Origin of the sequence: Buttiauxella cochleicola, from assembly GCF_021283185.1 — a bacterium.
GTDB classification, from domain to species: Bacteria; Pseudomonadota; Gammaproteobacteria; order Enterobacterales; family Enterobacteriaceae; genus Buttiauxella; species Buttiauxella massiliensis.
Window position 1 is genome coordinate 364,237 of sequence record NZ_JAJSOS010000002.1, and the last position, 26,176, is coordinate 390,412.

Consider the following 26,176-nt stretch of genomic DNA (forward strand, 5'->3'; position numbering starts at 1 on the left):
GGATCATCGCGAACGGTATCCACCCTTAATATGTTGGCTTTACCGATCTTTTCGCCACGCATCTGCTGTCAACGCTTCGCCGAAATGGCTGGCGATCAGGCGTTTGGTAAGGTCATGAAGCGGTGAGGCAAGAACTTCAGCGGTGCTGCCACGCTCAACGACTTCGCCCTGGTGCATCACAATCACTTTATCGCTGATGTGTTTCATCATGCCGATATGCTGGGTCACATAGATATAGGCAATGCCCTGTTTTTCCTGTAGCTCAAGCATCAGGTTAATCAGTTGCGAACGCATCGACATATCAAGAGATGCCAGCGCTTCGTCGGCAATAATCACTTTGGGACGCAGGATTAACGCGCGCGCCAAACCCAGACGCTGTTTTTGCCCGGGAGCCAGCATATGCGGGTAGTAGCTGGCGTGATCGGGAAGCAAGCCCACCATTCTCAGCGTTTCAATAATCTGCTTGTGACGCGCTTCTGGCTCGAGGTTGGTGTTCAGGCGCAGCGGGAAATCGAGGATCTGCGAAATACGCTGGCGCGGGTTCAGCGACGTGCTTGGATCCTGGAAAATCATACGTATATGCTGGCTTCGGTAGGTATAGTCACCGTATTGCAGCAAATGATCGTTAATTAGCACTTCGCCAGTGGTGGGCTCAACCATCCCGGCAAGCATTTTTGCAAGTGTCGATTTGCCAGAGCCGTTTTCGCCGATAATCGCCAGCGTCTGTTTTTCACGCAAAGTGAAACTCAGCGGTTTTACGGCATCAACATGCTGGCGCTGGAATAAGCCGGTTCGATAGCGAAACGTTTTACTTAAATTTCGAACTTCGAGCAGCGTTTCGACCATTACTGACTCTCCATATTCAGCGGGAAGTGACAGGCATAAAGATGTGTCTTTGCCCCCATCAAGCGAGGTGTTTCAATACATTCACGCTGTGCATAAGGGCAGCGAGGCCCCAGTCGGCACCCCATCGGCAACTGTTCCAGTAAAGGAATCGCACCCGGCATGGTATTGAGGCGGCTTTTATGCGGCATCGGGCTGCCAAAATCAGGAATCGCGCGGATAAGCGCCTGTGTATAAGGGTGGTGCGGGGTGGCAATCAGCTCTTCACTGGTTGCGCTTTCCACGGTTTGCCCACAATACATGACGTTAATTTTATCGGCCCATTTGCTCAGCATCTGCAAATCATGGCTGATCAGCAAAATCGTGGTGTTGTTGTACTGATTTAACCGCGTCAGCAGTTTGAAAATTTGCAACTGCGTGGTTGGTTCCATCGCGTTGGTTGGCTCATCCGCAATTAACAAACGCGGTTGGTTGGCAAGGGCGATGGCTATCATCACCTTTTGACATTCACCGTCAGTCAGCTCGTAAGGATAGCTACGCATCGCATCTTTATGATCTTTAATCCCCACACGGTGTAATAACTCAATGGCCCGGCGTTTGCGCCAGCCAAATCGCTTCCACCAGCGGCCTTTATAGGTCCAGCCGGGAATATTTTGCATCAACTGACGCCCGACACGTTCTGATGGGTCCAGACACGACTGTGGTTCCTGGAAAATCATCGAAACGTTGTGGCCGACCAGCCGACGACGCTCGCGTGAACTCAGGCGCAGTAGATCGATGTCATCAAACCGCATACGGTCGGCGGTGACGCGCCAGTTGTCTTTGGTGACGCCGCAAATCGCTTTGGCAATCAGACTCTTTCCTGAGCCGGACTCGCCTACTAAGCCACGGATTTCCCCTTCATTCAGAGTCATACTGACGCGGTCGACGGCTTTTACCCAACCTTCGGAGGTCATAAACTCGATGGTCAGGTTTCGAATATCAAGTAATGGCATTATTGCACCCCCGCATTGATTGCGCGGCGTAAACCGTCGCCCAGCAGGTTGACCAGCAACACACTGATCATGATAGCCACTCCGGGCAACATTACTGTCCACGGAGCGACATAAATCAACTCCAGTGCGTCACCCAACATCGAGCCCCATTCCGGTGATGGGAGTTGTGCCCCAAGGTCCAAAAATCCTAGTGCAGCGATATCCAGAATCGCCATGGATAGCGCACGGGTAATCTCAGTCACCAGAATCGCCGCCGTATTCGGCATCACCGCAAACCAGAGAATATTCAGTGTCGATGCACCATCAAGGCGTGCGGCAACCACGTAATCTTTTTCCAGCTCGTCGTGTACAGCGCTATAAACAGAACGCACCATCCGCGGCAGCAGGGCGAGCCACACGGCAAACATAGCGTGCAACAAATGTGGCCCGACAAACGCCACGACAATAATTGCCAGCAGAAGCGACGGGATCGACAACAGCGTATCGAGGATATGGTTGAGTACAGCAGAGCGAAGGCCATGTGTTGAACCGGCAAACACGCCCAAAATAATACCGCATACTGCTGCAGCAAGCGTAACGACAAACGCACCGCCAACTGTTGGTGCAGCACCGCTTAACAGGCGGCTTAACACATCACGCCCCAGATCGTCTGTACCCAGGAAGAAAGATACATCGCCATAGCGTGACCATGAAGGTGGTAACAGTTGATAACCCAGGAACTGTTGGTCGATGCCGTAGGGGGCAAAAACACCACCAAAAATGCACAGCAGCACCAAAGCGCCACAACCATATAGGCCGATCATCGCCGTAGTATCGCCGTAAAATTTTCGCCATGTCAGGCGCAGAGTGCTCGGCGGTCGCTTCTCGCGATAGACGCTATCGTAAGGCATACCATTCCTTATGTGTCAGAGGGTTTGCCATGGCACCCAAAATATCGGAAATAACGTTCACGATGATTACCAATGAGCCAATGACCATAACGCCAGCAGAAATGGCCGTGTAGTCTTGTTGGCGAATTGCGTTGATAAGCCAGCGCCCAAGGCCCGGCCAACTGAACACAACTTCAGTGATCATCGCCAGAGTTAACATGGTTGAAAATTGCAGGCCGAGGCGTGGAATGACCGGAGGCAACGCGTTGTGCAGCACATGACGATGAAGAATTGTCAGGCGTGATAAACCTCGGGTTGCAGCTGCCTTAATATAGTTTTGGTCAAACACTTCAATGGTGCTTATACGCATCAGACGCACCACTTCAGTGGTCGGTGCGACGGCTAATGCCACCACTGGCAGCACCATGTGACGTATGGCGCTGACGATCATCTCTTCGCGATAAGGGGAGTCCGATAGCCAGGCGTCAACCAGCGCAAAACCAGTCACTGATTTCACTTCATAAAGTAAATCAAAGCGTCCGGAAACGGGTAACCAGCCTAATGTTAGCGAGAAAAACATTGTTAGCAGCAGGGCTAACCAGAATACAGGAATAGAAAAACCAACCAGTGCCAGCGCGCTTATCAGCCGGTCTTGCCACTTATTGCGCATAATACCGGCCAGCATTCCCACCGGAATACCTATCAGTAATGCCAGGCCAAATGCCAGGATGCACAGTTCCATGGTGGCAGGGAAAACAATACGCAGCTGTTCATTGATCGACTGACCGTTAATGCTCGATACGCCGAAATCCCAATGCATAATACTTTCAAACCAGAAAACCCACGCATTCCACAGTGATGCACCTTGCAGTGGGGCATGAGGGGTAAAATAGTTGAGGCTAAAACCGATAAAGGTCAGAAAAAACAGCGTCACCAGCAGCAATAGCAGGCGGCGCAGAGTGTAAATAATCATGGTTTTTTCACCTCAACATTCTCGCGGGAAACACCCGCAAACGATGCATTACCAAACGGACTTAGCACCAGCCCTTTCATGTCGTAGCGATAGGCTTGCAAGCGCAGTGATGACGCCAGTGGCAGCACGGGCAATTGTTCGGCCAGAATATCCTGAGCCTCGCGGTAAGCTTCAATGCGAGAAGCCAGTTGCTGAGACGACAACGCTTTTTGCAGCACTTCATCAAACTTAGGGTCACACCAACGAGCATAGTTGGTCTGCGATCGGATCGCGGCGCAACTAAGCATGGGGCGGAAGAAACTATCAGGGTCGTTACTGTCTGTTGCCCAACCTGCAAGCGTTAAGTCGTGATTCATATCCATTAAGCGAGCTTCCTGGAAACGGCCTTCGACGGGAACGATAATGACCTTCACCCCAATTTGCGCCATGTCCGCCTGGATAAGCTCTGCCGTTTTCAACGGGCTTGGGTTCCATGCCTGAGAGCTAGTTGGAACCCATAGACGCAATTCAAGGTTGTTAAGTCCGAGCGCTTTTAATTGCTGGCGAGCTTTCTGCGGGTTGTATTCGGTAATTTTGGAGTCACTGTCATAAGCCCAGGAAGCACGAGGCAAAATAGAGGCGGCTGTCTCGGCTGTACCGTAGTAAATCGACTGCATCAGGCGTTGGTTATTAATGGCCAGTGCCAATGCATGACGTACTGCTGGGTTATTCAATGGTGCTTTGTTGGTATTAAACGCCAGATAAGCAATGTTCATTCCCGGACGCAAAGTAAGCCGCAATCGCGGGTCATCACGTAAAATCGTCAGCTGACTGGCTGCAGGATAGGCCAGTACATCGCATTCGCCGGTAATCAGTTTCGATAAACGCCCTGTACCACCTGAACCCAGATCCAGAACAACTTGTGGCATTAATGGAACACCGCGCCAGAATTTCGGATGGCGTGCGAGGCGAATATATTGCCCCGCGCGATATTCACTTATCTGGAATGGCCCTGTGCCAACCGGCTGACGGTCCATTAACTCCTGACGGTCGGCCTTAGTCAGTTGATCTGCATATTCTGCAGACATCACGGATGCGTAATGTGTAGCCATATGCCACAAGAAAGAGGCATCCGGCTTTTCCAGTCGGAACTCAACGGTGTTGCTATCAAGCTTGCGAATACTTTTTACTGAGTCCGGGAATTGAAGGCTATCGAAGTAAGGGTAGTTGCCGCCGTTAACGTTATGCCACGGGTGTTTACGATCAAACACTCGTTGAAAGCTGAAAACCACATCGTCGGCATTGAGTGCGCGAGTAGGTTTAAACCATGGGGTGGTCTGGAACTGAACATTCGAGCGCAGATGAAAACGATAAGTCGCACCGTTATCCAATACTTCCCAGCTCTCGGCCAATTCTGGCACCAGGCGATAAGTGTACGGATCAACATCCAGCAACCGGTCATATAACTGTGCGGCAAGGGTGTCCACAGTCAAACCACCGCTGGCCATCTGCGGGTTAAAAGTATTGACCTGACCGCTGACACAATAAACAAATCCGCTGTTACGGATATCGGCTGGCTTTTCAATAGGTGTTGCAGCAAATGCCGCGCCACTCAGGCAGCTAACCGCCAGTAACAGGGAGGAGACAATTCCGCGCATAAGTTTTTGAGTTTTCTCGGGTGATAGCCAAAGTGTATCGCACTCTGGAGGGCTTCCCAAAATATGTCAGGCTATTTTGCTTTTTTTATAAACAAAGCCTGCAAAAAAGGCGGGGAGATGCTGTTTTTTGCAGCGTTAGTGGCCTTCGCAGAGACTAAAAACTCAATCTGATAGCTATTCAGATAGCATAATTTGGTGCTTTTTCAGTAAGGCGCGCAGTTGATGATAAGTGAGCCCGAGCAAATCAGCGGCTTTACGCTGGTTGTATTTCGCCTGCTTGAGGCTTTGTTCAACGAGTGTTTTCTCTTGATCATTTTGCCAGGCGCGTAAATCCATAGGCAAGGTTTGTTGCTGCGATTCGCTACTTTTTACAATAGTTACAGGTTGCCGCGCAAAGGGATCGAGGATGATTTCATCGACAGGTTCCTCACTGGATCCATGGCGATAAACCGAACGTTCCACCACGTTTTTTAATTCGCGGATATTCCCCGGCCAGGCGTAATTCAACAGCGTCGCTTGCGCTTCTTCGGTAAACCCAGGGAACAGCGGGAGCTGCAATTCGCGGCACATCTGAATCGCAAAGTGCTCGGCCATTAACATGATATCGGGCTGGCGCTCGCGCAGCGGGGGAAGTGTCACCACATCAAATGCCAGGCGGTCGAGCAAATCAGCACGGAATTTCCCTTCCTCGGCCAGTTGCGGTAAATCGGCATTGGTCGCGCATACCAGCCGCACATTCACCTGCAACGGCTGGCTGCCGCCCACGCGCTCAAGCTCGCCGTATTCCACCACGCGCAGCAGTTTTTCCTGCACCATCATCGGCGCGGTGGCGAGTTCATCAAGAAAGAGTGTGCCGCCATCAGCGCGTTCAAAGCGGCCTGGATGGCGTTTTTGCGCCCCGGTAAAGGCTCCGGCTTCATGGCCGAACAGTTCTGAATCCAACAAATTATCGTTCAGTGCGGCGCAGTTCAGGGAAATAAACGGCCCTTGCCAACGGCGCGAAAGGAAGTGCAAACGGTTAGCAATCAGCTCTTTACCCGTGCCACGCTCGCCAATCACTAACACCGGTTTTTCCAGTGGTGCCAGGCGCGAAACTTGCTCCAGCACTTCAAGAAAGCTGTTTGCTTCGCCAATCAGGTTATCTTTGCTATCTGCCATGATTAAATTAACCAATAGTTAGTGAATATAACCACTATAAACGTTATGTTTAATGAGTCAAATTTAATAATTATGTTTAAAATCAATAAGATAAAAATTTGGCACGCCGCTTGCAATATTCAATTCGAGCAAGGTGCCGGGCACCTGAAATAATGACTAAAGAGGATTGAATTATGGGTATTTTTTCTCGTTTTGCCGACATCGTGAATGCCAACATCAACTCACTGCTCGAGAAAGCAGAAGACCCACAGAAGTTGGTGCGTCTGATGATTCAGGAAATGGAGGACACACTCGTTGAAGTGCGCTCTACCTCGGCTCGTGCGCTGGCTGAAAAGAAACAACTTTCCCGTCGCGTAGAGCAAGCAACTGCACAGCAGGCGGAATGGCAGGACAAAGCAGAATTGGCGCTGCGTAAAGATAAAGAAGATCTTGCACGTGCGGCATTGATCGAAAAACAAAAAATGACCGACCTGATCGCCACCCTGGAAGATGAAGTGGTGCATGTCGATGAAACCCTGGCGCGCATGAAAAAAGAAATTGGCGAGCTTGAGAATAAACTCAGCGAAACCCGCGCGCGCCAGCAGGCGTTAACGCTGCGCCATCAAGCAGCCTCTTCTTCACGCGATGTTCGTCGCCAGTTGGATAGCGGCAAAATCGATGAAGCAATGGCTCGTTTTGAATCTTTTGAACGCCGTATTGACCAGATGGAATCAGAAGCGGAAAGCCACAGCTTTGGTAAACAGAAAAATCTCGATTCACAGTTTGCTGAACTGAAAGCCGATGACGAGATCAGCGAACAGCTGGCTGCGCTGAAAGCTAAAATGAATAACCAGGAACGTGGGTAATTCACTTTAACTGCGGCGTGCATGGCGCGCCGCAGCTGGCCTGACTTGTAAAAGGAGTACACATGAGCGCGCTTTTTCTTGCCATTCCGTTAACCATATTTGTGTTGTTTGTCGCCCCCATCTGGCTGTGGTTGCACTACAACAACCGTGCCGCGAATGGCGGGCAGCTCTCTCAGGGCGAGCAACAGCGGCTGGCGCAGCTAACTGATGAATCACGCCGTATGCGCGAACGTATTCAGACGCTGGAGCAGATCCTTGATGCAGAACATCCGAACTGGAGAGACAAATAATGGTGAACTCAATTTCCGGTCGTAAATTGTGGCGTATCCCTGAAAAAGGGATGGTGAAGGGGGTTTGCGCGGGTATCGCGCAATACCTTGATGTGCCAGTCAAATTGGTACGCCTGATTACCGTATTAGCGATGATCTTTGGCCTATTTTTCTTTGTGATGGTGGCCTACATCGCACTGACCTTTATCCTTGACCCAATGCCTGCGGGTGCCGACCAGGCAACTCCTCAACCGACTACGCGCGATTTGCTCGACGAAGTAGATGCTGAACTTGCGGCAGGGGAGCAGCGTTTACGTTCTATGGAACGCTATATAACCTCTGATACCTTCACGTTACGTAGCCGTTTCCGTCAGCTTTAATGTTCTCTATGGGGGCGATTGCCCCCGTTGTAATCGGGAGAAACCATGTCTAAATTCCAGACGGCTGCGAACAAGGCTAAGCCGGGCCTGAAAATTGTCGGTAAGTTAGTATTGCTGACCGCCCTGCGCTACGGCCCTGCAGGCGTCGCGGGTTGGGCAGTTAAATCCGTAGCGCGCCGTCCATTGAAAATGCTACTGGCGCTAACCCTTGAGCCCCTGCTGGCACGAGTACTGCGCAAAATTTCTGCTCGCACTCAAGGTGGCACTGCAAAGTAATCTTTTCTCCACACTTTTGATTTTCAATTCATTTGCCATTGATTCGGTATTAACTACCCATATTTATTACAATCAGTGAAGATTCTCCTCAGTTGAGAGACAACGGGCGCAACCAGGACGCATATGAACAGAATCAAGAATGAACTGAATGCCCTGATGAACCGGGGTGTGGACCGACATTTACGTCTTGCCGTAACCGGTTTAAGCCGCAGCGGTAAGACGGCTTTTATCACCGCGATGGTGAATCAATTATTGAGCGTGCATAACGGCGCGCGTTTGCCGTTGCTTAATGCGGTGCGTGAAGAACGCCTGCTTGGCGTTAAACGTGTGCCACAGCGTGATTTAGGTATTCAACGTTTTACCTATGACGAAGGTCTGGCGCAGTTGTACGGCTCTCCACCGAACTGGCCGACTCCAACCCGCGGTGTTAGCGAAATGCGCCTCGCGCTGCGTTATCGTTCTAACGATTCACTGCTGCGCCATTTCAAAGACACATCAACGCTGTATCTGGAAATTGTCGATTATCCTGGCGAGTGGTTATTGGACTTGCCGATGCTTGCGCAAAATTACCTGAGCTGGTCGCGCCAGATGACAAGTCTGTTGACAGGAGATCGCGCTGAATGGTCGGTGCAGTGGCGCAAACTATGTGAAGGGTTGGATCCGCTGGCTCCTGCCGATGAAAACCGCCTTGCTGCAATTGCAGAGGCCTGGACTGAATATCTGCTGCACTGCAAACGAGAAGGTCTGCATTTTATCCAACCCGGTCGTTTTGTGTTACCTGGTGATATGGCTGGCGCTCCGGCGTTACAATTCTTCCCGTGGCCAGATGTGGATAGCATTGGCGAGTCGAAACTCGCTCAGGCAGACAAAACCACCAATATCGGCACGTTGCGGACACGCTTTGATTACTACTGTGAAAAAGTGGTCAAAGGGTTCTACAAGAACCACTTCCTTAAATTTGACCGCCAAATTGTGTTGGTGGATTGTCTTCAGCCTCTCAACAGCGGCCCGCAAGCATTCAACGATATGCGCCTCGCGCTGACGCAACTGATGCAAAGTTTCCATTACGGCCAGCGCACGTTGTTTCGTCGCCTGTTTTCGCCGGTTATCGACAAACTTTTATTTGCTGCCACCAAGGCCGACCATGTGACCGTCGATCAGCACGCCAACATGGTGTCGTTACTACAGCAACTGGTGCAGGACGCCTGGCAGAATGCCGCGTTTGAAGGTATCGACATGGACTGCATGGGGCTTGCGTCAGTTCAGGCAACACAAAGTGGCCTGGTTGACGTGAAAGGTGAGCAAATCCCGGCATTGCGTGGTAACCGTTTAAGTGATGGCGCACCGCTAACCGTCTACCCTGGCGAAGTTCCGGCGCGTTTACCAGGAAGTGCTTTCTGGGAGAAACAAGGTTTTCAGTTTGAACAGTTCCGTCCGCAAGTGATGGATGTGGACAAGCCAATGCCGCACATTCGGATGGACGCGGCGCTGGAGTTTTTAATCGGGGATAAATTGCGATGAACGAACCATTAAAACCGCGTATCGATTTCGCACAACCACTGGATGTGGAAAAAGAAGATATCTACAAAGCGCCACATGCTTTCAGCGAGCCGGAGGCTGAGAAGTTTACTCCAGCGCTCAACACGTTTGATGAGGTTGACGTTGACGATGGCGGCCAAGCAGAAGCCGTGATTGAAGCGGCTTTGCGCCCGAAACGCAGCCTGTGGCGGCGCATGGTTCAGGTCGGGCTTGGGCTGTTTGGCGTCAGCGTGGTGGCGCAAGGCATTCAGTGGACGCATACCGCTTATGTTACCCAGGACTGGATTGCTCTCGGAGGCGGCATTGCTGGCGGGTTGATTATTGCTGCCGGTGTGGGCTCAGTGGCGACAGAGTGGCGACGTTTATGGCGTTTGCGCCAGCGTGCTGAAGAACGTGACGAAGCGCGTGATTTGATGCATAGCCACGGCATGGGGAAGGGTAAAGCCTTCTGCGAAAAACTCGCGCGCCAGGCTGGGCTTGATCACGGGCATCCTGCACTGCAACGCTGGTACGCCGCGATTCATGAAACGCAAAACGATCGTGAAGTAGTGGAGCTATACGCCCGTTTGGTCCAGCCAGTGTTGGATAACCAGGCGCGCCGGGAAATCAGCCGCTCGGCTGCTGAATCCACGCTAATGATTGCCGTCAGCCCGCTGGCGATGGTGGACATGGCGTTTATCGCCTGGCGTAACTTGCGCCTGATAAACCGTATTGCCACGGTTTATGGCATAGAATTAGGTTACTACAGCCGTATCCGTTTGTTCCGTCTGGTATTGTTGAATATCGCCTTTGCCGGAGCCAGTGAACTGGTGCGTGAAGTCGGTATGGACTGGATAGGCCAGGATCTCGCGGCAAGACTTTCGACGCGTGCTGCGCAGGGCATTGGTGCTGGTTTGCTGACCGCCCGCTTAGGGATTAAAGCAATGGAGCTTTGCCGCCCATTGCCATGGATTGAAGGCGACAAACCGAAACTCGGTGATTTCCGCAAGCAGTTGCTGGTTCAGCTCAAAGAGACAATAAGTAAAAGTAAAACCAGACCTGTAGAGTAACAAACAGGCAATGCCGTGAGCACTTTGCTTTACGGCATTGCCCCCATTCAGCGACTTATCTGTCAACTTTTCTTCACACATCTCTTCTGACCATTCGTTATCTGGAGTATCATCACTCCACCCAATGACTCAGCTTATTGCAATTGAAGGACACCTCCATGCGTCTGGAAGTTTTTTGCCAGGACCGCCTTGGTCTGACTCGAGAATTACTTGATTTACTTGTGCTGCGTAGTATCGATTTGCGAGGAATCGAAATTGATCCAATTGGGCGAATTTACCTGAATTTCTCGACACTTGAATTTGATTCGTTCAGCAGTCTAATGGCTGAAATTCGCCGTATTCCAGGCGTTACGGATGTGCGTACTGTGCCGTGGATGCCTTCCGAACGTGAGCATCGTGCGCTGAGTGCTTTGCTTGAAGCGCTGCCAGAGCCGGTTCTTTCTTTGGATATGAAAAGCAAAGTAGAGCTGGCAAACCCAGCGAGTTGTGCGCTGTTCGGACAAAATGAAGACAAGTTGCGTAACCATAATGCCGCAAGCCTTGTGAATGGTTTCAATTTTATGCGTTGGCTTGAAAGTTCTCCGGCCGAATCGCATACCGAACATGTGGTCATCAACGGGCAGAACTTCCTGATGGAAATCACGCCGGTTCATCTGGATAGTGAAAACGAAGAGTCTTCACTGGTGGGGGCTGTTGTTATGCTGCGCTCCACGGTGCGTATGGGTCGCCAACTACAAAATATCTCTAACACTGATGTCAGCGCTTTCAGTCAGATTGTTGCCGTCAGCCCAAAAATGCGCCATGTGGTTGATCAGGCTCATAAACTGGCACTGCTGAATGCGCCGCTGCTGATTGTTGGCGATACAGGCACCGGAAAAGATTTGCTGGCTCACGCTTGCCACCTTGGCAGCCCACGCGCACAGAAACCTTATCTGGCGCTGAACTGCGGTTCGATGCCAGACGATGTTGTAGAAAGCGAATTGTTTGGTCACGCGCCAGGCGCTTACGCCAATGCCGTCGAAGGGAAAAAGGGCTTCTTCGAGCAGGCGAACGGTGGCTCGGTTCTGTTGGATGAGATTGGTGAGATGTCGCCGCGTATGCAAACTAAACTTCTGCGCTTCCTCAACGATGGGACTTTCCGCCGTGTGGGTGAAGAACACGAAGTACATGTTGATGTCCGCGTGATTTGCGCCACCCAGAAGAACCTCGTTGAAATGGTACAAAAAGGGGAGTTCCGTGAGGACCTCTATTACCGCTTGAATGTACTGACGCTGAATCTGCCGCCTTTGCGTGATCGCCCGCAAGACATCATGCCCCTGACCGAACTGTTTGTAGCACGATTTGCCGATGAACAAGGGGTACCGCGCCCGAAATTGGCAAATGACCTGAGTAATATGCTTACACGTTACGGATGGCCGGGAAATGTGCGCCAGTTGAAAAATGCAATTTATCGCGCATTAACACAGTTGGAAGGTTATGAATTGCGTCCACAAGATATTGTGCTGCCTGATTTTGACACCGTCAGTTTGGCTGTTGGCGAAGAGGCGATGGAAGGGTCGTTAGATGATATTACCAGCCGCTTTGAGCGCTCGGTACTGACACAGCTTTATCGTACTTATCCAAGTACGCGTAAGTTGGCAAAACGCCTGGGTGTGTCACATACGGCGATTGCGAACAAATTACGTGAATATGGTTTGAGCCAGCGTAAAACCGAAGATTAAAAAAAACAATGCCCCCTGATTTCGGGGGCATTCACACTGATGATAAATCTCTTCGTAGGTCGGATAAGCGCAGCGTCATCCGACAAAAAAGTTTACCACCCTTGTTAACACTTAAGCCTTCAGGGCTTCCAGTGCTGCAGCATAATCTGGCTCGTTAGTGATTTCGTTCACTAACTCGCTGAATACCACTTCATCTTGCTCATTAAGAACCACAACGGCACGAGCCGTCAGGCCTTTCAGTGCGCCTTCCGAAATGCCAACGCCATAAGCTTGCTGGAATTCTGGGTTACGCAGAGTAGACAGAGTAACAACGTTGCTCAGGCCTTCTGCGCCGCAGAAGCGAGACTGTGCAAATGGCAGATCCGCGGAAACACACAGTACAACGGTGTTCTCCATTTCAGTTGCCAGTTGGTTGAATTTGCGCACGGATGCCGCACAAACGCCAGTGTCGATGCTTGGGAAAATGTTCAGTACTTTACGTTTTCCGGCGAACTGGCTCAGTGCAACATCAGAAAGATCTTTTGCGACTAAAGAAAAAGCTTCTGCTTTGTTGCCAGCTTGTGGGATCTGACCTGCAACCGCTACAGGGTTGCCCTGGAAATGAACGATTTGTGACATGTTTGATTTTCCTTTTTACATATAATTAACGCCGCCGACAGTGTATGTCAGTATTCATCGTCTGAATATAAAAAACTGATAGTGCAAGTAAACGTGTTCGCTGGCTATATACCCTTCATTCTTCAAGCTGCCTCTTTGTTGGCTGCGCTCTCTCACCCGACAAATCTGTCTGGAACAGATTTGAACGCTGTTACAGCGGCCCCGGAGGGGTGAGGCCTATGGATGGGCCGAATAATCACTTACTTATGTAAGCTCATCGGGACTCGTTCCCTTGCCGCCTCGATGCACCTTGAATTATTTTGGGTATACTCTGCGGAGGATACAAACAACGACGACAGGCAAAACAATAATGAGATCAGTCAAGGTTTACCAGGAAGCATGGCCGCTGCATACGCCGTTTGTGATTTCACGCGGAACTCGCAGCGAAGCGGTAGTTGTGGTGATTGAGCTGGAAGAGGACGGTATCAAAGCAGTGGGCGAGTGCACGCCGTATCCGCGTTATGGCGAAAGCGTGGAATCGGTGCTGGCGCAAATCACCACGGTTATACCTCAACTGGAAAAAGGGATGACGCGTGCGCAATTGCAGGATGTTCTACCTGCGGGTGCTGCGCGTAATGCCGTCGATAGCGCGTTATGGGATTTAGACGCTCGTCGCAATCAGCGCACGCTTTCGCATATTGCGGGTATCGAACTCCCGGAACTGATTACAACCGCGCAAACGGTGAGTATTGCCGAGCCGGAACAAATGGCAGCGGCGGCCAAACTGCTGTGGGATAAAGGCGCGCGCCTGCTAAAGGTCAAAATTGACGACCGACTGATTAGCGAGCGTATGGTGGCGATTCGTGCCGTCGTGCCGGAAGCGGTGATCATCGTGGATGCCAACGAAGCCTGGAAAAGTGAAGGGCTGGCGGCGCGTTGTCAGTTACTGGCAGACCTGAATGTGGCGATGCTTGAACAGCCGCTGCCAGCGGGGCAGGATAAAGCGTTATCGAATTTCATCCATCCGCTACCCATTTGCGCCGATGAAAGCTGCCATACCCGTGAAAGTCTGGCCGAGCTGAAAGGGCGCTACGAAATGGTGAACGTGAAGCTGGATAAAACCGGGGGTTTAACCGAAGCGCTGGCCTTAACGCAAGCCGCTCGTGAAGCAGGTTTTGATGTGATGTTGGGCTGTATGTTGTGTACTTCCCGAGCTATCGCCGCCGCATTACCGCTGGCGGCGAAAGTCCGTTTTGCCGATCTCGATGGCCCAACCTGGCTCGCGGTGGACGTCGAACCAGGGTTGCATTTTGAAACCGGTAAACTTTATCCGTAACGGGAAATTATTTTTGCCAGTGTAACAAGCCCATCATGGCATCCAGATACCGCTCACTCGCTTCGTCAGCCGAGATGGGCGGGAATTCTGCGGTGATACAGGGCAAGTCCAAATCTGCGCACCAGCTTCCAAAAGAGCCCGGCGTTTCGTAGCCCACACTGGTGACCAGCGGCAATTCAAACTCCTTCGCAAGCCATGCGCCAAGCGGCGAATTATCAGGATCTTCAATGCAGCCCAACGGGTCGTGGAACGAGACAATCCATGCGGGTTTCAGCGTGTGGATCAACTGACATAGCGCCGCCGTTTCTGGCTCAGAACCCGGTTTTATACCTGTAGAGAGCACCACATCACGTTCATCCGCGCTACTGTTCCAGCGATAAACCGTATCACCTGATTTCCAGTTGGCCGCGGGGAAATTACGATTCAGGTCTACACCATTGGCGTTAGCGCGCAAACCGAGCTGGCAACCGTCAGGATTTACGGCTAAAACCACATGATGGCGTCGATGTTCAGGTTTCAGCGTGCGTAACGCACAAGAAAGCGTAACCATGGCAGCATTTTCATCGCCGTGCGTTCCCGCAATAATTAAGCCGCTGCGTTGCTCATTCGGTGTAGCTGGGAACCAGATAAGCGGTGCGCCGAAAACGGATTTCCCATAACGTTCAGAACCTTGTGGCAAATGGCCACGTTGCGAACGGGGGCGGTGGGTTGGCATAGTTTTCCTTAAAAGTTCTATTTTTTTATTGCTGATAGTAATAGCAGTGATTTAAATAAAACTCATCAGAAACAATCTCCTGTCAGACCAGTTCAGCCTTTACGCTATTGTTCACAAAAACCTACCGCAGAGGCGATTTTCGTCACGTTATTTATTTTAGTTATTGGCAAAACAGTTGATTGCGTTACATTGTTTCTCTGTCACTGGCGTGAGCGTAGTGCTGTCCCAAACAAAATTATTCATAAGGGTAAAACATGAAAAAGCGTTTTTTGACTACTTGTTGTGCGTTAGCTATCGCCAGCCTCTTTTCTAACGCCTGGGCGGCAGATGTCCCCGCTGGTACTAAACTTGCCGCCGACCAGAGTCTGGTTCGCCATATTAAAGATGAGCCTGCGTCTCTTGACCCAGCCAAAGCAGTAGGGTTACCAGAAATTCAGGTAATCCGTGATCTTTTTGAAGGGCTGGTGAATCAAAACGAGAAAGGGCAACTAGAACCTGGTGTTGCGACTAAATGGCAAAGCAATGATAACCGCACCTGGACCTTTACTCTGCGTGATAACGCGCGTTGGTCTGATGGGACACCTGTAACAGCGCAAGATTTTGTTTATAGCTGGCAGCGTCTGGTTGACCCTAAAAACACCTCGCCATTTGCATGGTTCGCAGCTCTTGCTGGTATTAACAACGCACAAGCCATCATTGATGGAAAAATGCCTGCTGATAAGTTGGGTGTGACGGCAGTGGATGCCAGAACGCTACGAATTCAGTTGGATAAACCAGTACCGTATTTCCCAAATCTTACGGCCAATTTCTCGTTCTACCCGGTTCCTAAAGCTGTAGTTGAGAAATTCGGGAACGACTGGACTAAGCCGGGTAATCTGGTGGGTAACGGTGCATACGCGCTTAAAGATCGCATCGTTAACGAAAAGCTGGTGGCGGTACAGAACCCTCATTATTGGGATAATAGCAAAACGGTTATTACCCAAGTGACGTTTATTCCGATCAACCAAGAGTCTTCGGCAACGAAACGTTATCTGGCGGGAGATATTGATATTACTGAATCCTTCCCGAAAAACCTCTACCAGAAATTGCTAAAAGACATCCCAGGCCAGGTTTACACCCCGCCGCAGTTGGGAACGTATTATTACGCTTTCAACACCCAAAAAGGCCCGACCGCCGATCAACGTGTGCGCCTTGCCCTGAGTATGACTATTGATCGTCATATCATGGCTGAAAAAGTGCTGGGGACAGGTGAAAAACCTGCGTGGCGTTTTACTCCGGATGTAACCGCCGGATTTAAACCGGAAACTTCGCCATTTGAGCAAATGAGCCAGGAAGAGGCCAATGCACAGGCGAAAACGTTATTGCAGGCCGCAGGCTACGGACCGACCAATCCGCTTAAACTCACCCTTTTGTACAATACCTCGGAAAACCACCAGAAGATTGCTATAGCAGTGGCTTCGATGTGGAAGAAAAATCTGGGTGTGGATGTGAAGCTGCAAAACCAGGAGTGGAAGACATATATCGATAGCCGTAATACCGGTAACTTCGATGTTATCCGAGCTTCATGGGTAGGTGACTACAACGAACCCTCTACCTTCCTGTCATTGCTAACGTCATCCCATAGCGGCAATATCTCACGCTTCAACTCGCCGGAATATGACAAAATTCTGCAGCAAGCGAGCCAGGAAACTACGGATGAAGCGCGCAATAAAGACTACAACCAGGCTGAGAAAATCATCCAGGAAAAAGCGCCAATAGCGCCTATCTATCAGTACACGAATGGCCGTTTAATCAAGCCATGGTTGAAAGGTTATCCAATTAATAACCCTGAAGATGTCGCATATAGCCGCACGATGTATATCGTGGCTCACTAGATTAGCCCATCCTTCAGTAATGCCGGTCAGTTACGCAACTGACCGGCTTATTCTTCACTGTCGTTTGCTCTATCAAGAAGCGGATGTCGCGTAGCCACCAGCAATAAACCAGGTGATAAATACAATCGCTGCAACAATGATTGCTATTGGAAACAGTACGCCAATTTTCATTTTTCTCTCTTTGCTAGTGTTGGTATGTTTGCCACCGGTTGCGGCCATTTTCTTTTGCTTTATACAACGCGGCATCTGCTTGTGCGATAAGGCGTGTCGAGGTGGTTCCGGGTATCAGAGTGGCGATACCGAGACTGATAGTAACATAAGGCATTACGGGTGAGGCTGCGTGCGGGATAGAGAGGGCGTGTAGGTTCCGCCTGATTCGTTCAGCTACTTCTATTGCCTGCTGCTCCTGCGTATCGGGCAGTAAAATAATAAACTCCTCTCCGCCAAAGCGAGCAACGGCGTCATGTGTTGAACGAGTAGCACCCACCAGACATTGAGCGATTTTCACCAGACACTCATCACCAGCCTGATGGCCATAATGGTCGTTGTACTTCTTGAAGTAATCGACATCCAGCATAATCAATGAAAGTGGCATACCGCATAGTTGCTGGCGCTGCATAGCCTTTTCGAGAAGAAGATGAAAAGATCGACGATTGGCAATACCTGTAAGTGGATCATTATTCGCCAGGTCTTGTAGCCGTTTAATCAATTCTCTATTTTCTTGCTCACGACTAATCGCCAACACAAACCAGCCACGCAAGATTCGACGGCCAGACTCAAAAAGCCCCGCCAGAAGCAGATAGAGAAGCGCATTCAGTACGGTCAGATCAGAGGGATAAATAAAATTACAGACCAGAATCGAGATCCAGATTGGCAGGGTGAAACTCAGTAAAACTCGGCCATCAAAATAAAGTGAAATTAGCGCAGTGAAAATCAGCAATGCTGCAAAGGGGAAAACAATCCGCGAATCGCCGCTTGCCAGGAATACATAAAAACATCCTACCCATAATGCGCTGATACAAAGCAATGCCCCGTACAGAAATTTGCTTAACCACTCGGCATGTTGATCGTGTGCCATGCGCAAAATGAAAATGGCTGATGATGAGACTGCGAGAATTAGCCCCATAAGGATTTCCAGTATGGGTACTGATGCCGTAACGCTGGCGATTTGCTGCGAGGGCGAGAAGTAATGCCTGCCTAAAATAAATAAGCAGAACAACAAATTAATCCATAGAAACCACGGGCCACTGACAGTGATTGCCCGTTGGCGCATGGTCTTAAGGCGGAGGTCTAAATTGGGTGAAGCCCTACGTCTTTCTGACAAACATCATCTCCGAATGCCGCGAGGCATGATTGGGTCTAAAAAACTGCGGAAATGTAACATTTTTTATTCAGCAAATTCAGCGTGTTTGCTAATTTTTCCGAGTTACATAACAAAAGAAGACGGCTAGACTGACAACAATATTGTGGTAACACGTGGAGATAATGCAGTGGAAACCATTAAGGGATACCAGTTAAATGTGCCGGATGCCGTGTTCGCCTGGCAATTGGATGGTAAAGGCGGGGTCGATACCATTGAAGATACCGATACCATTGATGCCGAACATCCTGGTTGGTTGCATTTGAACTATACCAATAGCGCAAGTGCTAATTGGCTGGCAACTACGCCGCTGCTGCCAAATTATGCTCGTGATGCCCTGGCGGGAGAGAGCCTGCGTCCGCGAGTGACGCGCATTGGCGAGGGCACGTTGATTACGTTGCGCTGCATTAACGGCAGTACCGATGAACGCCCGGACCAACTTGTTGCCATGCGTTTATATATTGATGAGCGGCTTATTGTGTCAACGCGTCAGCGTCAGGTTTTGGCTCTTGATGATGTGGTGAACGATCTTAAGGAAGGCGCTGGCCCACTCGATTGTGGAAGCTGGTTGGTGGATGTCTGCGATGCGCTGACCGATCACGCAAGTGAATTTATTGAACAACTGCATGACAAAATCATCGACCTTGAAGATAACTTGCTGGACCAGCAAATTCCACCGCGTGGATACCTTGCTCTACTGCGTAAACAGTTAATCGTCATGCGCCGTTATATGGCACCTCAGCGAGATGTTTATGCGCGCCTTTCGAGTGAGCGTTTACCCTGGATGACTGATGATCATCGTCGTCGTATGCAGGATATTTCCGACAGGTTAGGGCGTGGGCTTGATGAAATTGATGCTTGTATCGCGCGCACTGCGGTTATGACCGATGAAATTGCTCAGGTTATGCAGGAAGCTATGGGAAGAAGAACCTACACCATGTCACTAATGGCAATGGTTTTTTTACCCAGCACTTTTTTGACAGGGCTGTTTGGTGTGAATTTGGGCGGTATTCCTGGCGGCGGCTGGCATTTTGGCTTCAGCCTGTTTTGTATCATGTTGGTGGTTCTTATAGGCGGTGTTGCCTGGTGGTTACATCGTAGTAAATGGCTGTAAAATTTAACATTTTTAACATTATGAAGGTTAAAAAAGGCGGCTATAGTTGAGCAAGGTCAATAAATGGAACGCCGGTTCAAGGCAATATCTCTCTCGCAGGTGAATGCAACGTCAAGCGATGGGCGTTGCGCTCCATATTGTCTTACTTCCTTTTTTAGAATTACTGCATAGCACAATTGATTCGTACGAGCCGACTATTAGTCGGCTTTTTTTTGTCTGCAATATGTGGTCTATGCTTAAAAGGAGTATTTACAGGAGGCAGTGATGACTGTTTATCGAAGATTAAATATGAGTGACCCGTCGTTTCCGAGTGAACCTACTCCAGTACCTGACCCGATCCCAAGACCGCAGCCGATACCAGACCCACCACTAGATCCCGACCAAAGACCGATTATCGAGCCACCACCGCATAGTTAGAGTAGAGTTTTCCCTCTCTCAGGCGAGAGAGGGAAGAGAGGATTATTTGATTTCGAGGATATCGAGGCGTTGCAGAGGGGTTTCGCTGTCTTCGTCTTCTGGCTGCCAGCCTGCAGGTTGCATCGGCAACTCTTCGCGGTCGAATGCTAAATCTCCGCCATTAACGACTTCAGCACCATGTTGCAAGCCTTTAAAATCGAACAGTTCCGTGTCACACATGTGCGAAGGCACAACGTTTTGCATGGCACTGAACATGGTTTCGATACGGCCAGGATAGCGTCTATCCCAGTCACGCAGCATTTCACCAATGACCTGGCGCTGCAGATTCGGCTGCGAACCACACAGGTTACAAGGAATGATCGGATATTCACGAGCAATTGCAAAACGCTCAATGTCTTTCTCACGGCAATAAGCCAACGGACGAATGACGATATGTTTCCCGTCATCACTCATCAATTTTGGTGGCATACCCTTCATCTTGCCGCCGTAGAACATATTCAGAAACAGCGTCTGAAGGATGTCGTCACGGTGATGACCAAGCGCGATTTTCGTCGCACCTAACTCAGTCGCAGTACGGTAAAGGATGCCCCTGCGTAAACGAGAGCACAGAGAACAGGTAGTTTTGCCTTCCGGGATCTTATCTTTAACGATACCGTAAGTGTTCTCTTCGACAATTTTGTACTCAACACCAATGCTTTCCAGATACGCAGGCAGGATATGCTCAGGGAAGCCCGGTTGTTTTTGATCGAGGTTAACGGCCACCAGGCTGAAATTAATCGGCGCGCTTTGCTGTAAGTTTCGTAGAATTTCCAGCATGGTGTAGCTGTCTTTACCGCCTGACAGGCAGACCATAATACGGTCGCCTTCTTCAATCATATTGTAATCAGCGATCGCTTCACCCACGTTACGACGCAGGCGCTTCTGTAATTTGTTCAGGTTGTATTGATCTTTCTTTGTAATTTCTTGTTTATCTTGCATTTTATTGATTTGCCGGTTGTTTCAGGGGCACCACAGGGGCACAGCCTATAGCGCGAGTTTTTGGTTTAGCATGCTGAACCGATCGCCGTTCATATCCTGTATCCAGGTTGAATCAATGTCATAAACCATATGGGTATTTTCATGGTCCATATGGCTGGCGATAAATGGCGGGTTTCTTCCCGTTTTAAGCATCCAGCATGCATAAGTGTGGCGTGTATGGTACGGATTGCCACGGCGAATGCCAGCACGTTTTACAGCTGCGTTCCATCCGGGCTAAATTGAGGAAGGTTTTTGCTCATCCAGCCAGATTCCGGGAACAAAAATGAAGCGTATTTGTTGCGGTTGTCTCTTCGCGTATTCAAAATGATTAAATGCGCAGCACATGCGAACTCTCTTGCTCAGTTGGCTTATTTCTGCGCAATTGTTGTTATAATAATCAGTAGCATGAAAATACCACCTCAATAAATACTTATAGATTGCATGGGTAATTTCACTTATGTATTATGCCGCGCCGGCCGTTAACCCTCTTCAGAGTGTGCGATTATTAAATCTAATGTGTCGGTAGTATTACCAAACCGCCACTAGCTCATCGGGAAGAGCGGCAATCATAGGTTGTAGTACGGGGTTCGAGGCTCCGGTGGCGGACCAAAGCGGTCATCGTATAATGGCTATTACCTCAGCCTTCCAAGCTGATGATGCGGGTTCGATTCCCGCTGACCGCTCCAAACCAAACTCTCCTGAAGTCTACCTAACTCAATTTTCCCTTGATAAATCAGCAGCTATAGCATTCTATTAGTCAATTGAACTCAATAGTACTCCCTCAGGGTCAACCCTAATGTGGGGGTATGGATGGGGGTATAATTGTACCCCTGCTGAGAGGTACCCCCAATGAAGTTAACTGCTCGTCAGGTTGAAACTGCAAAACCCAAAGAGAAGCCCTACAAACTGGCCGATGGTGGTGGTCTTTACTTGCTGGTTAATCCCAACGGTAAGAGATACTGGCGTCTCAAATACCGTTCGCTACGCAAAGAGAAGCTGCTTGCGATTGGCGTTTACCCCGATGTTTCTTTAGCTGAAGCCAGAAGTAAGCGTGAGGATGCTAAAAGGACATTAGCGGCTGGCAACGATCCTTCTCTTGAGCGCAAAATTGAGAAACTTAGTCGTCAACAGGACGCAGAAAATTCGTTTGAAGCTATCACTCGGGAGTGGTATCAGCGTCGCTATGATCGCTGGTCTGTCTCCTATCGTGAAGAGATGATGAGAACCTTTGAGACGGATGTGTTTCCATATATCGGTCACCGGCCAATCAAAGATATCAAGCCGATGGAGTTGCTTGCTGTTCTGTCTAAGATCGAGGCTCGAGGTGCAACAGAGAAGGTCCGTAAAGTTCGTCAAAGGTGTGGAGAGGTCTGGAAGTATGCAATAGTCACTGGCAGGGCTGAGTACAACCCAGCGCCTGATTTAGCCAGTGCCGTAACTCCTCATGAGAAAAAGCATTATGCTTTTTTAACCCAGGACGAATTGCCAGAGTTTCTTCGTATCCTGCACACCTATACTGGTAGTGTGCTTGTTAAGTTATCCATGCAGCTGCTTATTTTGACCGGAGTAAGGCCCGGAGAACTGAGACAAGCAGAGTGGCGGGAATTTGATTTTGAGCGAAAGGTTTGGAACGTACCCGCAGAACGCATGAAAATGCGCCGTCCCCATTTAGTTCCATTATCAAGCCAGGCAATTGACCTGCTTAATCAGCTTAAACTCATGACGGGAGCAGGAGCGTTGTTGTTCCCTGGACGTAATAATCCCAAGAAACCGATGAGTGATATGGCATTGACTGTGTTGGTCAAGCGCATCGGCTATGCCGGACTCGTTACGGGGCATGGATTCCGTCACACGATGAGTACCATTTTGCATGAGCAGGGATTCAACTCGGCTTGGATTGAGCTACAGCTGGCTCACGTCGATAAGAACTCTATTCGTGGGACATATAACCACGCTCAGTATCTGGAAGGGAGAAGGGATATGATGCAGTGGTATGCGAATTATGTTGAAGCATCTTTAACTAGGGTTATATAAGCCTGTAAATAGGGAAAACGAGTTTTTGATGTTTTCCCTTAATGTATTATTTTTAACTGTACAAAAAAACAGTATGCAAAACAGTGCATTAGATCACTAAAAAAGATGTTACAAATTTATTTTTTTTGATTTTCGTGATACACATCGCCTTAAATGGTTTAATTTGCATCCACATCCATCAATGGATGACGATGGAAATTTTTAGCTGTTGTAGGAGAGTAGGGTGGCTAAAAATAAAGCGGCAAACGCCGGGGTTGATGCGTTAACTGGTTTCGAATTTCAAAGAAACTGTGCATTATATCTTTTGTTAGATAATTTTAATTCTTTTATCAATAAAGATTTCTTTATTTGTATCGAACATCACGATGATTTTCTATTTTGTTATAAAACTGATTGCTTAAGTTATATTAACGAGATACATGCCTATCAAGCAAAGAAACTTAGCGGGAAAATATGGACTATCGATTCTAGGTTTTCTGAGATGGTATCTAAAATACTATTGGTAGGCGAAAATTTAAGAAATGATGCTTTTGAAAAAAGTGAAGATTATAAACACCAGTTAATATTTATATCAAATACAGAAATAGAATTAAAGTACTCACCGTCAAAGGCCTTAAAAAAAGAAGGTATTACTGAGCAAATATTAAGGGTTAATGAGCAAAACTCTATTTGTGTTTATGATGAATTACATAAAAACATTCAGAATAAAATTGAAAATAATGTTACAGACATTTGTAATGAAGAGTCTTCTGTTTTCCATCGGAAAGAATTAAGTAACCTAAAAATTCAGTGGGTAGATTTCCCACGAACGGCTGCAAAACAAAAGGAATCGCTTATTGGACTTATGTCTAGGAAGTTTTCTCATATAGCTGACTCGAAAGCAGCCATTGAAGTAATACTTGCTCTATTTAGGAATGTGGAAACTGTATATAATCAAGGGCAGGAAATATGTCTACTCGATCCAACAAAAAGGGTTGAAGGCGAAGAAGTTAAGAAAGTTATGAATATAATTGATTCACAGCAAAAGACATTCGATTATTGGCGTACCTCTGCACAGCAGTTCTCAATACAATTTAGAATACCCCTTAATATACAGAAAAATCATGAGGCTTATATAATTAATTCTTTTGAGCTGCTCAAGGATATGAGTAATTTTGACTATCAGCTCATTAAAAATTTCGTTAGAAATAATGATTACACGGCTCAATATTACTCTCTTCAGGACATATTAACTGCATACATTGATGGCGTTAGAAAATCTCACTCTTTAAATTTGACTAACATCGATATATTTTTTGCAGTTCTGTGTTCGTACGTTGAGTGCTATGATTAAGGTAAACCATGAAGACCATTATAAAATTTGATAGATTGTTTGTCGTCTCTGAAAGTCATAATGTATATTTTGATCAGAGGTTTTCGAATGGGGTAAATATAATCAGTGGATGTAATACCTCAGGTAAAAGCACTCTGTTACAGAGTATTTTATTCACCTTTGGAATAAACGATGTCAAAGATGGGTTAAACGAAATAATTCGATATAATCCTATATTTAGATTGGATTTTTGTATCACAAAAAAAGGTGTGGAGAAGAAGTATGTAATAGTGAGAGAGGAAGGGGTTATATATTTAAAAGAGGACTGTGGGAGTGTTGTAAGTTTTAATGGGATAGATGCTGATAGTCGATTTGAACATGTGAAACTTAAAGAGAAATTGTCTCAATTGTTTGGTTTTGGCATGCTTCTTGAACAGAAAGGTGAACTAAAAACAGCATCAATAGAATGTATTTTTCTGCCCTATTATATTTCCCAATCAGTCGGTTGGGTTTATTTAAGGGAGTCGTTCTCTAATCTCGGGTTTTATAAGGACTTCAAGGATACATATCTTGATTACTATCTTGGTATAGAGAACTCCTTTGATAAAGAGTATTTTTATCAACTAACAAAAGAGCGACTTCAACTTCAATCGAAAATTTCTTCATTAAATAAATATAGTAATGAACCTCGCTTGGTTATTTCTAAATTGTTGGATGAGGAGTTCGGTGAAGAAGCTCAAAGGTACATTGATAGCTATATACATTTGGTGGCACTCTTAGATGAAGAACGTGATATTTATACTAATCTGAGTAATAAATTATCTTTAACAAAAAATCATATCAAGATCCTTAAAAGAACCAAAAGAAACATTAAACATCAAAATTATAATAATGTTGATCGTTGCCCTGCATGTACGCAAATATTGCCATATTCTTTAGAAGGCTTATATGGTTTTCATCAAAACATAAATGATACAGATAAATTGTTAGAACAGTTAAATATTAAGATTCAAAGTACGCAGTCCGACATTAACTCCTCTCTTACAAAAATTAAAAAACTAGAACTTGAAATATCGTCAAAGTACTCGTATTTTTTTGAGAAAAAATCACAAACTGTATCCGTTAATACATGGATCGATAATAAGGCAAATGTACGCTTATTGAATAACATTCACAACGAGATAGAGGAACACACGAAGAGATCTGATGAGATTAAAGAGTTGATAGGTGAGATGGGTGAGGAGCAGTCTCTTTTTGTAGAGCGATCCCACAAAGAAAAAGATTTCAAAGATATTTTTCAAAAATATCTCAATGAGATGCAATTGTTTAATGTAAAAGAAGCAAGATATACTAATCTTTATAAAATCAATTCATTCCCTTTTCAAGGGGTTGAGCTTCACAAAACAGTAATGTCTTATCATTTTGCATTAAATTATTTGATAAACAAAAGTGAGAATATACATCGACTTCCATTTATGTTAGACGCAATTCTTAAGGAGGATATCGATGATAGGAACTTTGACCTTATACTTTCATTTGTAGGAAAGAACCTTCCAAAGGATACTCAATCATTTATATCAATTTCTGAATATTCTGAAGATAAACTATTGAAAGATGGTAAAGAGGTTAGTGCATTTCGAAGGGCTAGCGTTAAAAATATCAAGGACAGATATTTCCCAGATGATACGAACTTATTCTTTATTGGTGATGGGAAACACGAGAGAACATTTTTATCCAAACCGTTGGATCTGAATCTTGATATCTATGTTGATACTTGTCAGCTTACTGAATAAAATTTCTGAACAATATGAAACGCGAAAATGTACGCGTTTCATATTGATTTTTA

The 26,176-nt window shown here is 47.7% G+C and carries 25 protein-coding genes and 1 tRNA gene; 15 read left to right on the plus strand and 11 right to left on the minus strand.

What is annotated here, in order from left to right; genetic code table 11:
* Positions 1-39: 39 nt before the first annotated feature.
* The 6 genes from sapF to pspF all read right to left on the minus strand — a co-directional run bounded on the left by sapF (position 40) and on the right by pspF (position 6,475).
* On the minus strand, positions 40-846 hold the full coding sequence (sapF, locus tag LVQ76_RS04620; protein WP_064558754.1) for a putrescine export ABC transporter ATP-binding protein SapF: 807 nt from the start codon (positions 844-846) through the stop codon (positions 40-42).
* Positions 846-1,838, minus strand: a complete 993-nt coding sequence (gene sapD, locus LVQ76_RS04625) for a putrescine export ABC transporter ATP-binding protein SapD (protein WP_232863647.1) — start codon at positions 1,836-1,838, stop codon at positions 846-848. Before sapD ends, sapF begins: the two co-directional genes overlap by 1 nt.
* Entirely contained in the window at positions 1,838-2,728 is an 891-nt protein-coding gene (sapC, locus tag LVQ76_RS04630) for a putrescine export ABC transporter permease SapC (protein ID WP_134182414.1), read from the minus strand. Before sapC ends, sapD begins: the two co-directional genes overlap by 1 nt.
* A complete protein-coding gene (sapB, locus tag LVQ76_RS04635; RefSeq protein ID WP_151993594.1) occupies positions 2,715-3,680 on the minus strand; it encodes a putrescine export ABC transporter permease SapB in 966 nt (321 codons plus the stop codon). The genes sapC and sapB overlap by 14 nt, the downstream gene beginning before the upstream one ends.
* Entirely contained in the window at positions 3,677-5,317 is a 1,641-nt protein-coding gene (sapA, locus tag LVQ76_RS04640; protein WP_232903503.1) for an ABC transporter substrate-binding protein SapA, read from the minus strand. The genes sapB and sapA overlap by 4 nt, the downstream gene beginning before the upstream one ends.
* Positions 5,318-5,491: 174 nt before the next feature.
* A complete protein-coding gene (pspF, locus tag LVQ76_RS04645) occupies positions 5,492-6,475 on the minus strand; it encodes a phage shock protein operon transcriptional activator (protein ID WP_232921098.1) in 984 nt (327 codons plus the stop codon).
* Between the two features lie 173 nt (positions 6,476-6,648).
* Between pspF and pspA the strand changes: the two genes are divergently transcribed.
* The 7 genes from pspA (at position 6,649) to tyrR (ending at position 12,554) form a co-directional block, all read left to right on the plus strand.
* On the plus strand, positions 6,649-7,320 hold the full coding sequence (gene pspA, locus LVQ76_RS04650) for a phage shock protein PspA (RefSeq protein WP_151993591.1): 672 nt from the start codon (positions 6,649-6,651) through the stop codon (positions 7,318-7,320).
* Between the two features lie 62 nt (positions 7,321-7,382).
* Entirely contained in the window at positions 7,383-7,610 is a 228-nt protein-coding gene (gene pspB, locus LVQ76_RS04655; protein ID WP_034455459.1) for an envelope stress response membrane protein PspB, read from the plus strand.
* A complete protein-coding gene (gene pspC / locus LVQ76_RS04660; protein ID WP_064511602.1) occupies positions 7,610-7,969 on the plus strand; it encodes an envelope stress response membrane protein PspC in 360 nt (119 codons plus the stop codon). The genes pspB and pspC overlap by 1 nt, the downstream gene beginning before the upstream one ends.
* Positions 7,970-8,014: 45 nt before the next feature.
* A complete protein-coding gene (pspD, locus tag LVQ76_RS04665) occupies positions 8,015-8,245 on the plus strand; it encodes a phage shock protein PspD (RefSeq protein ID WP_064511601.1) in 231 nt (76 codons plus the stop codon).
* A 123-nt stretch (positions 8,246-8,368) separates the two neighbouring features.
* A complete protein-coding gene (locus tag LVQ76_RS04670) occupies positions 8,369-9,766 on the plus strand; it encodes a YcjX family GTP-binding protein (protein ID WP_151993590.1) in 1,398 nt (465 codons plus the stop codon).
* Entirely contained in the window at positions 9,763-10,833 is a 1,071-nt protein-coding gene (locus tag LVQ76_RS04675) for a YcjF family protein (protein WP_232863649.1), read from the plus strand. Before LVQ76_RS04670 ends, LVQ76_RS04675 begins: the two co-directional genes overlap by 4 nt.
* A 158-nt stretch (positions 10,834-10,991) precedes the next feature.
* Complete coding sequence (gene tyrR, locus LVQ76_RS04680; RefSeq protein WP_232863650.1) at positions 10,992-12,554, plus strand: transcriptional regulator TyrR; 1,563 nt, start codon at positions 10,992-10,994, stop codon at positions 12,552-12,554.
* A gap of 111 nt (positions 12,555-12,665) precedes the next feature.
* Here the strand turns inward: tyrR and tpx are convergent, their stop codons facing one another.
* On the minus strand, positions 12,666-13,172 hold the full coding sequence (tpx, locus tag LVQ76_RS04685; RefSeq protein WP_151993587.1) for a thiol peroxidase: 507 nt from the start codon (positions 13,170-13,172) through the stop codon (positions 12,666-12,668).
* A gap of 349 nt (positions 13,173-13,521) precedes the next feature.
* Here tpx and ycjG point away from each other — a divergent pair, with 349 nt between their 5' ends.
* Complete coding sequence (gene ycjG / locus LVQ76_RS04690; protein WP_232921099.1) at positions 13,522-14,487, plus strand: L-Ala-D/L-Glu epimerase; 966 nt, start codon at positions 13,522-13,524, stop codon at positions 14,485-14,487.
* Between the two features lie 7 nt (positions 14,488-14,494).
* Here ycjG and mpaA read toward each other — a convergent pair whose 3' ends face one another.
* Positions 14,495-15,202 (minus strand): murein tripeptide amidase MpaA, encoded by a 708-nt coding sequence (gene mpaA / locus LVQ76_RS04695; RefSeq protein ID WP_232921100.1) that lies wholly within the window; start codon positions 15,200-15,202, stop codon positions 14,495-14,497.
* 254 nt (positions 15,203-15,456) lie between these two features.
* Here mpaA and LVQ76_RS04700 point away from each other — a divergent pair, with 254 nt between their 5' ends.
* Positions 15,457-17,076 carry a peptide ABC transporter substrate-binding protein gene (locus tag LVQ76_RS04700; protein WP_232863653.1) on the plus strand — a complete coding sequence of 540 codons (1,620 nt, stop codon included), beginning with the start codon at positions 15,457-15,459 and terminating at the stop codon, positions 17,074-17,076.
* 72 nt (positions 17,077-17,148) lie between these two features.
* Here LVQ76_RS04700 and LVQ76_RS04705 read toward each other — a convergent pair whose 3' ends face one another.
* Positions 17,149-17,247, minus strand: a complete 99-nt coding sequence (locus LVQ76_RS04705; RefSeq protein WP_151993583.1) for a YoaK family small membrane protein — start codon at positions 17,245-17,247, stop codon at positions 17,149-17,151.
* Positions 17,248-17,260: 13 nt separating this feature from the next.
* Positions 17,261-18,349, minus strand: a complete 1,089-nt coding sequence (locus LVQ76_RS04710) for a GGDEF domain-containing protein (protein ID WP_232921101.1) — start codon at positions 18,347-18,349, stop codon at positions 17,261-17,263.
* 217 nt (positions 18,350-18,566) lie between these two features.
* On the opposite strand from LVQ76_RS04710, the gene zntB reads away from it, so the two are divergent.
* Both zntB and ynaL read left to right on the plus strand, forming a co-directional pair.
* Positions 18,567-19,550, plus strand: a complete 984-nt coding sequence (zntB, locus tag LVQ76_RS04715) for a zinc transporter ZntB (protein ID WP_232903507.1) — start codon at positions 18,567-18,569, stop codon at positions 19,548-19,550.
* Between the two features lie 264 nt (positions 19,551-19,814).
* Positions 19,815-19,967, plus strand: a complete 153-nt coding sequence (ynaL, locus tag LVQ76_RS22440; RefSeq protein ID WP_277813390.1) for a proline-rich small protein YnaL — start codon at positions 19,815-19,817, stop codon at positions 19,965-19,967.
* A gap of 42 nt (positions 19,968-20,009) precedes the next feature.
* On the opposite strand, the gene ttcA is transcribed toward ynaL, so the two are convergent.
* Entirely contained in the window at positions 20,010-20,945 is a 936-nt protein-coding gene (gene ttcA, locus LVQ76_RS04720; RefSeq protein WP_232863656.1) for a tRNA 2-thiocytidine(32) synthetase TtcA, read from the minus strand.
* A 650-nt stretch (positions 20,946-21,595) separates the two neighbouring features.
* Between ttcA and LVQ76_RS04730 the strand changes: the two genes are divergently transcribed.
* From LVQ76_RS04730 to LVQ76_RS04745, 4 genes are all read left to right on the plus strand, one after another.
* Positions 21,596-21,670, plus strand: a tRNA-Gly gene (locus tag LVQ76_RS04730).
* A gap of 163 nt (positions 21,671-21,833) precedes the next feature.
* Positions 21,834-23,018, plus strand: a complete 1,185-nt coding sequence (locus tag LVQ76_RS04735; RefSeq protein ID WP_232921102.1) for a tyrosine-type recombinase/integrase — start codon at positions 21,834-21,836, stop codon at positions 23,016-23,018.
* A 223-nt stretch (positions 23,019-23,241) separates the two neighbouring features.
* Positions 23,242-24,351 carry a dsDNA nuclease domain-containing protein gene (locus tag LVQ76_RS04740; protein WP_232921103.1) on the plus strand — a complete coding sequence of 370 codons (1,110 nt, stop codon included), beginning with the start codon at positions 23,242-23,244 and terminating at the stop codon, positions 24,349-24,351.
* Between the two features lie 8 nt (positions 24,352-24,359).
* Positions 24,360-26,123: a hypothetical protein gene (locus LVQ76_RS04745; protein WP_232921104.1), complete on the plus strand. Its 1,764-nt coding sequence runs from the start codon at positions 24,360-24,362 to the stop codon at positions 26,121-26,123.
* Positions 26,124-26,176: the final 53 nt, after the last annotated feature.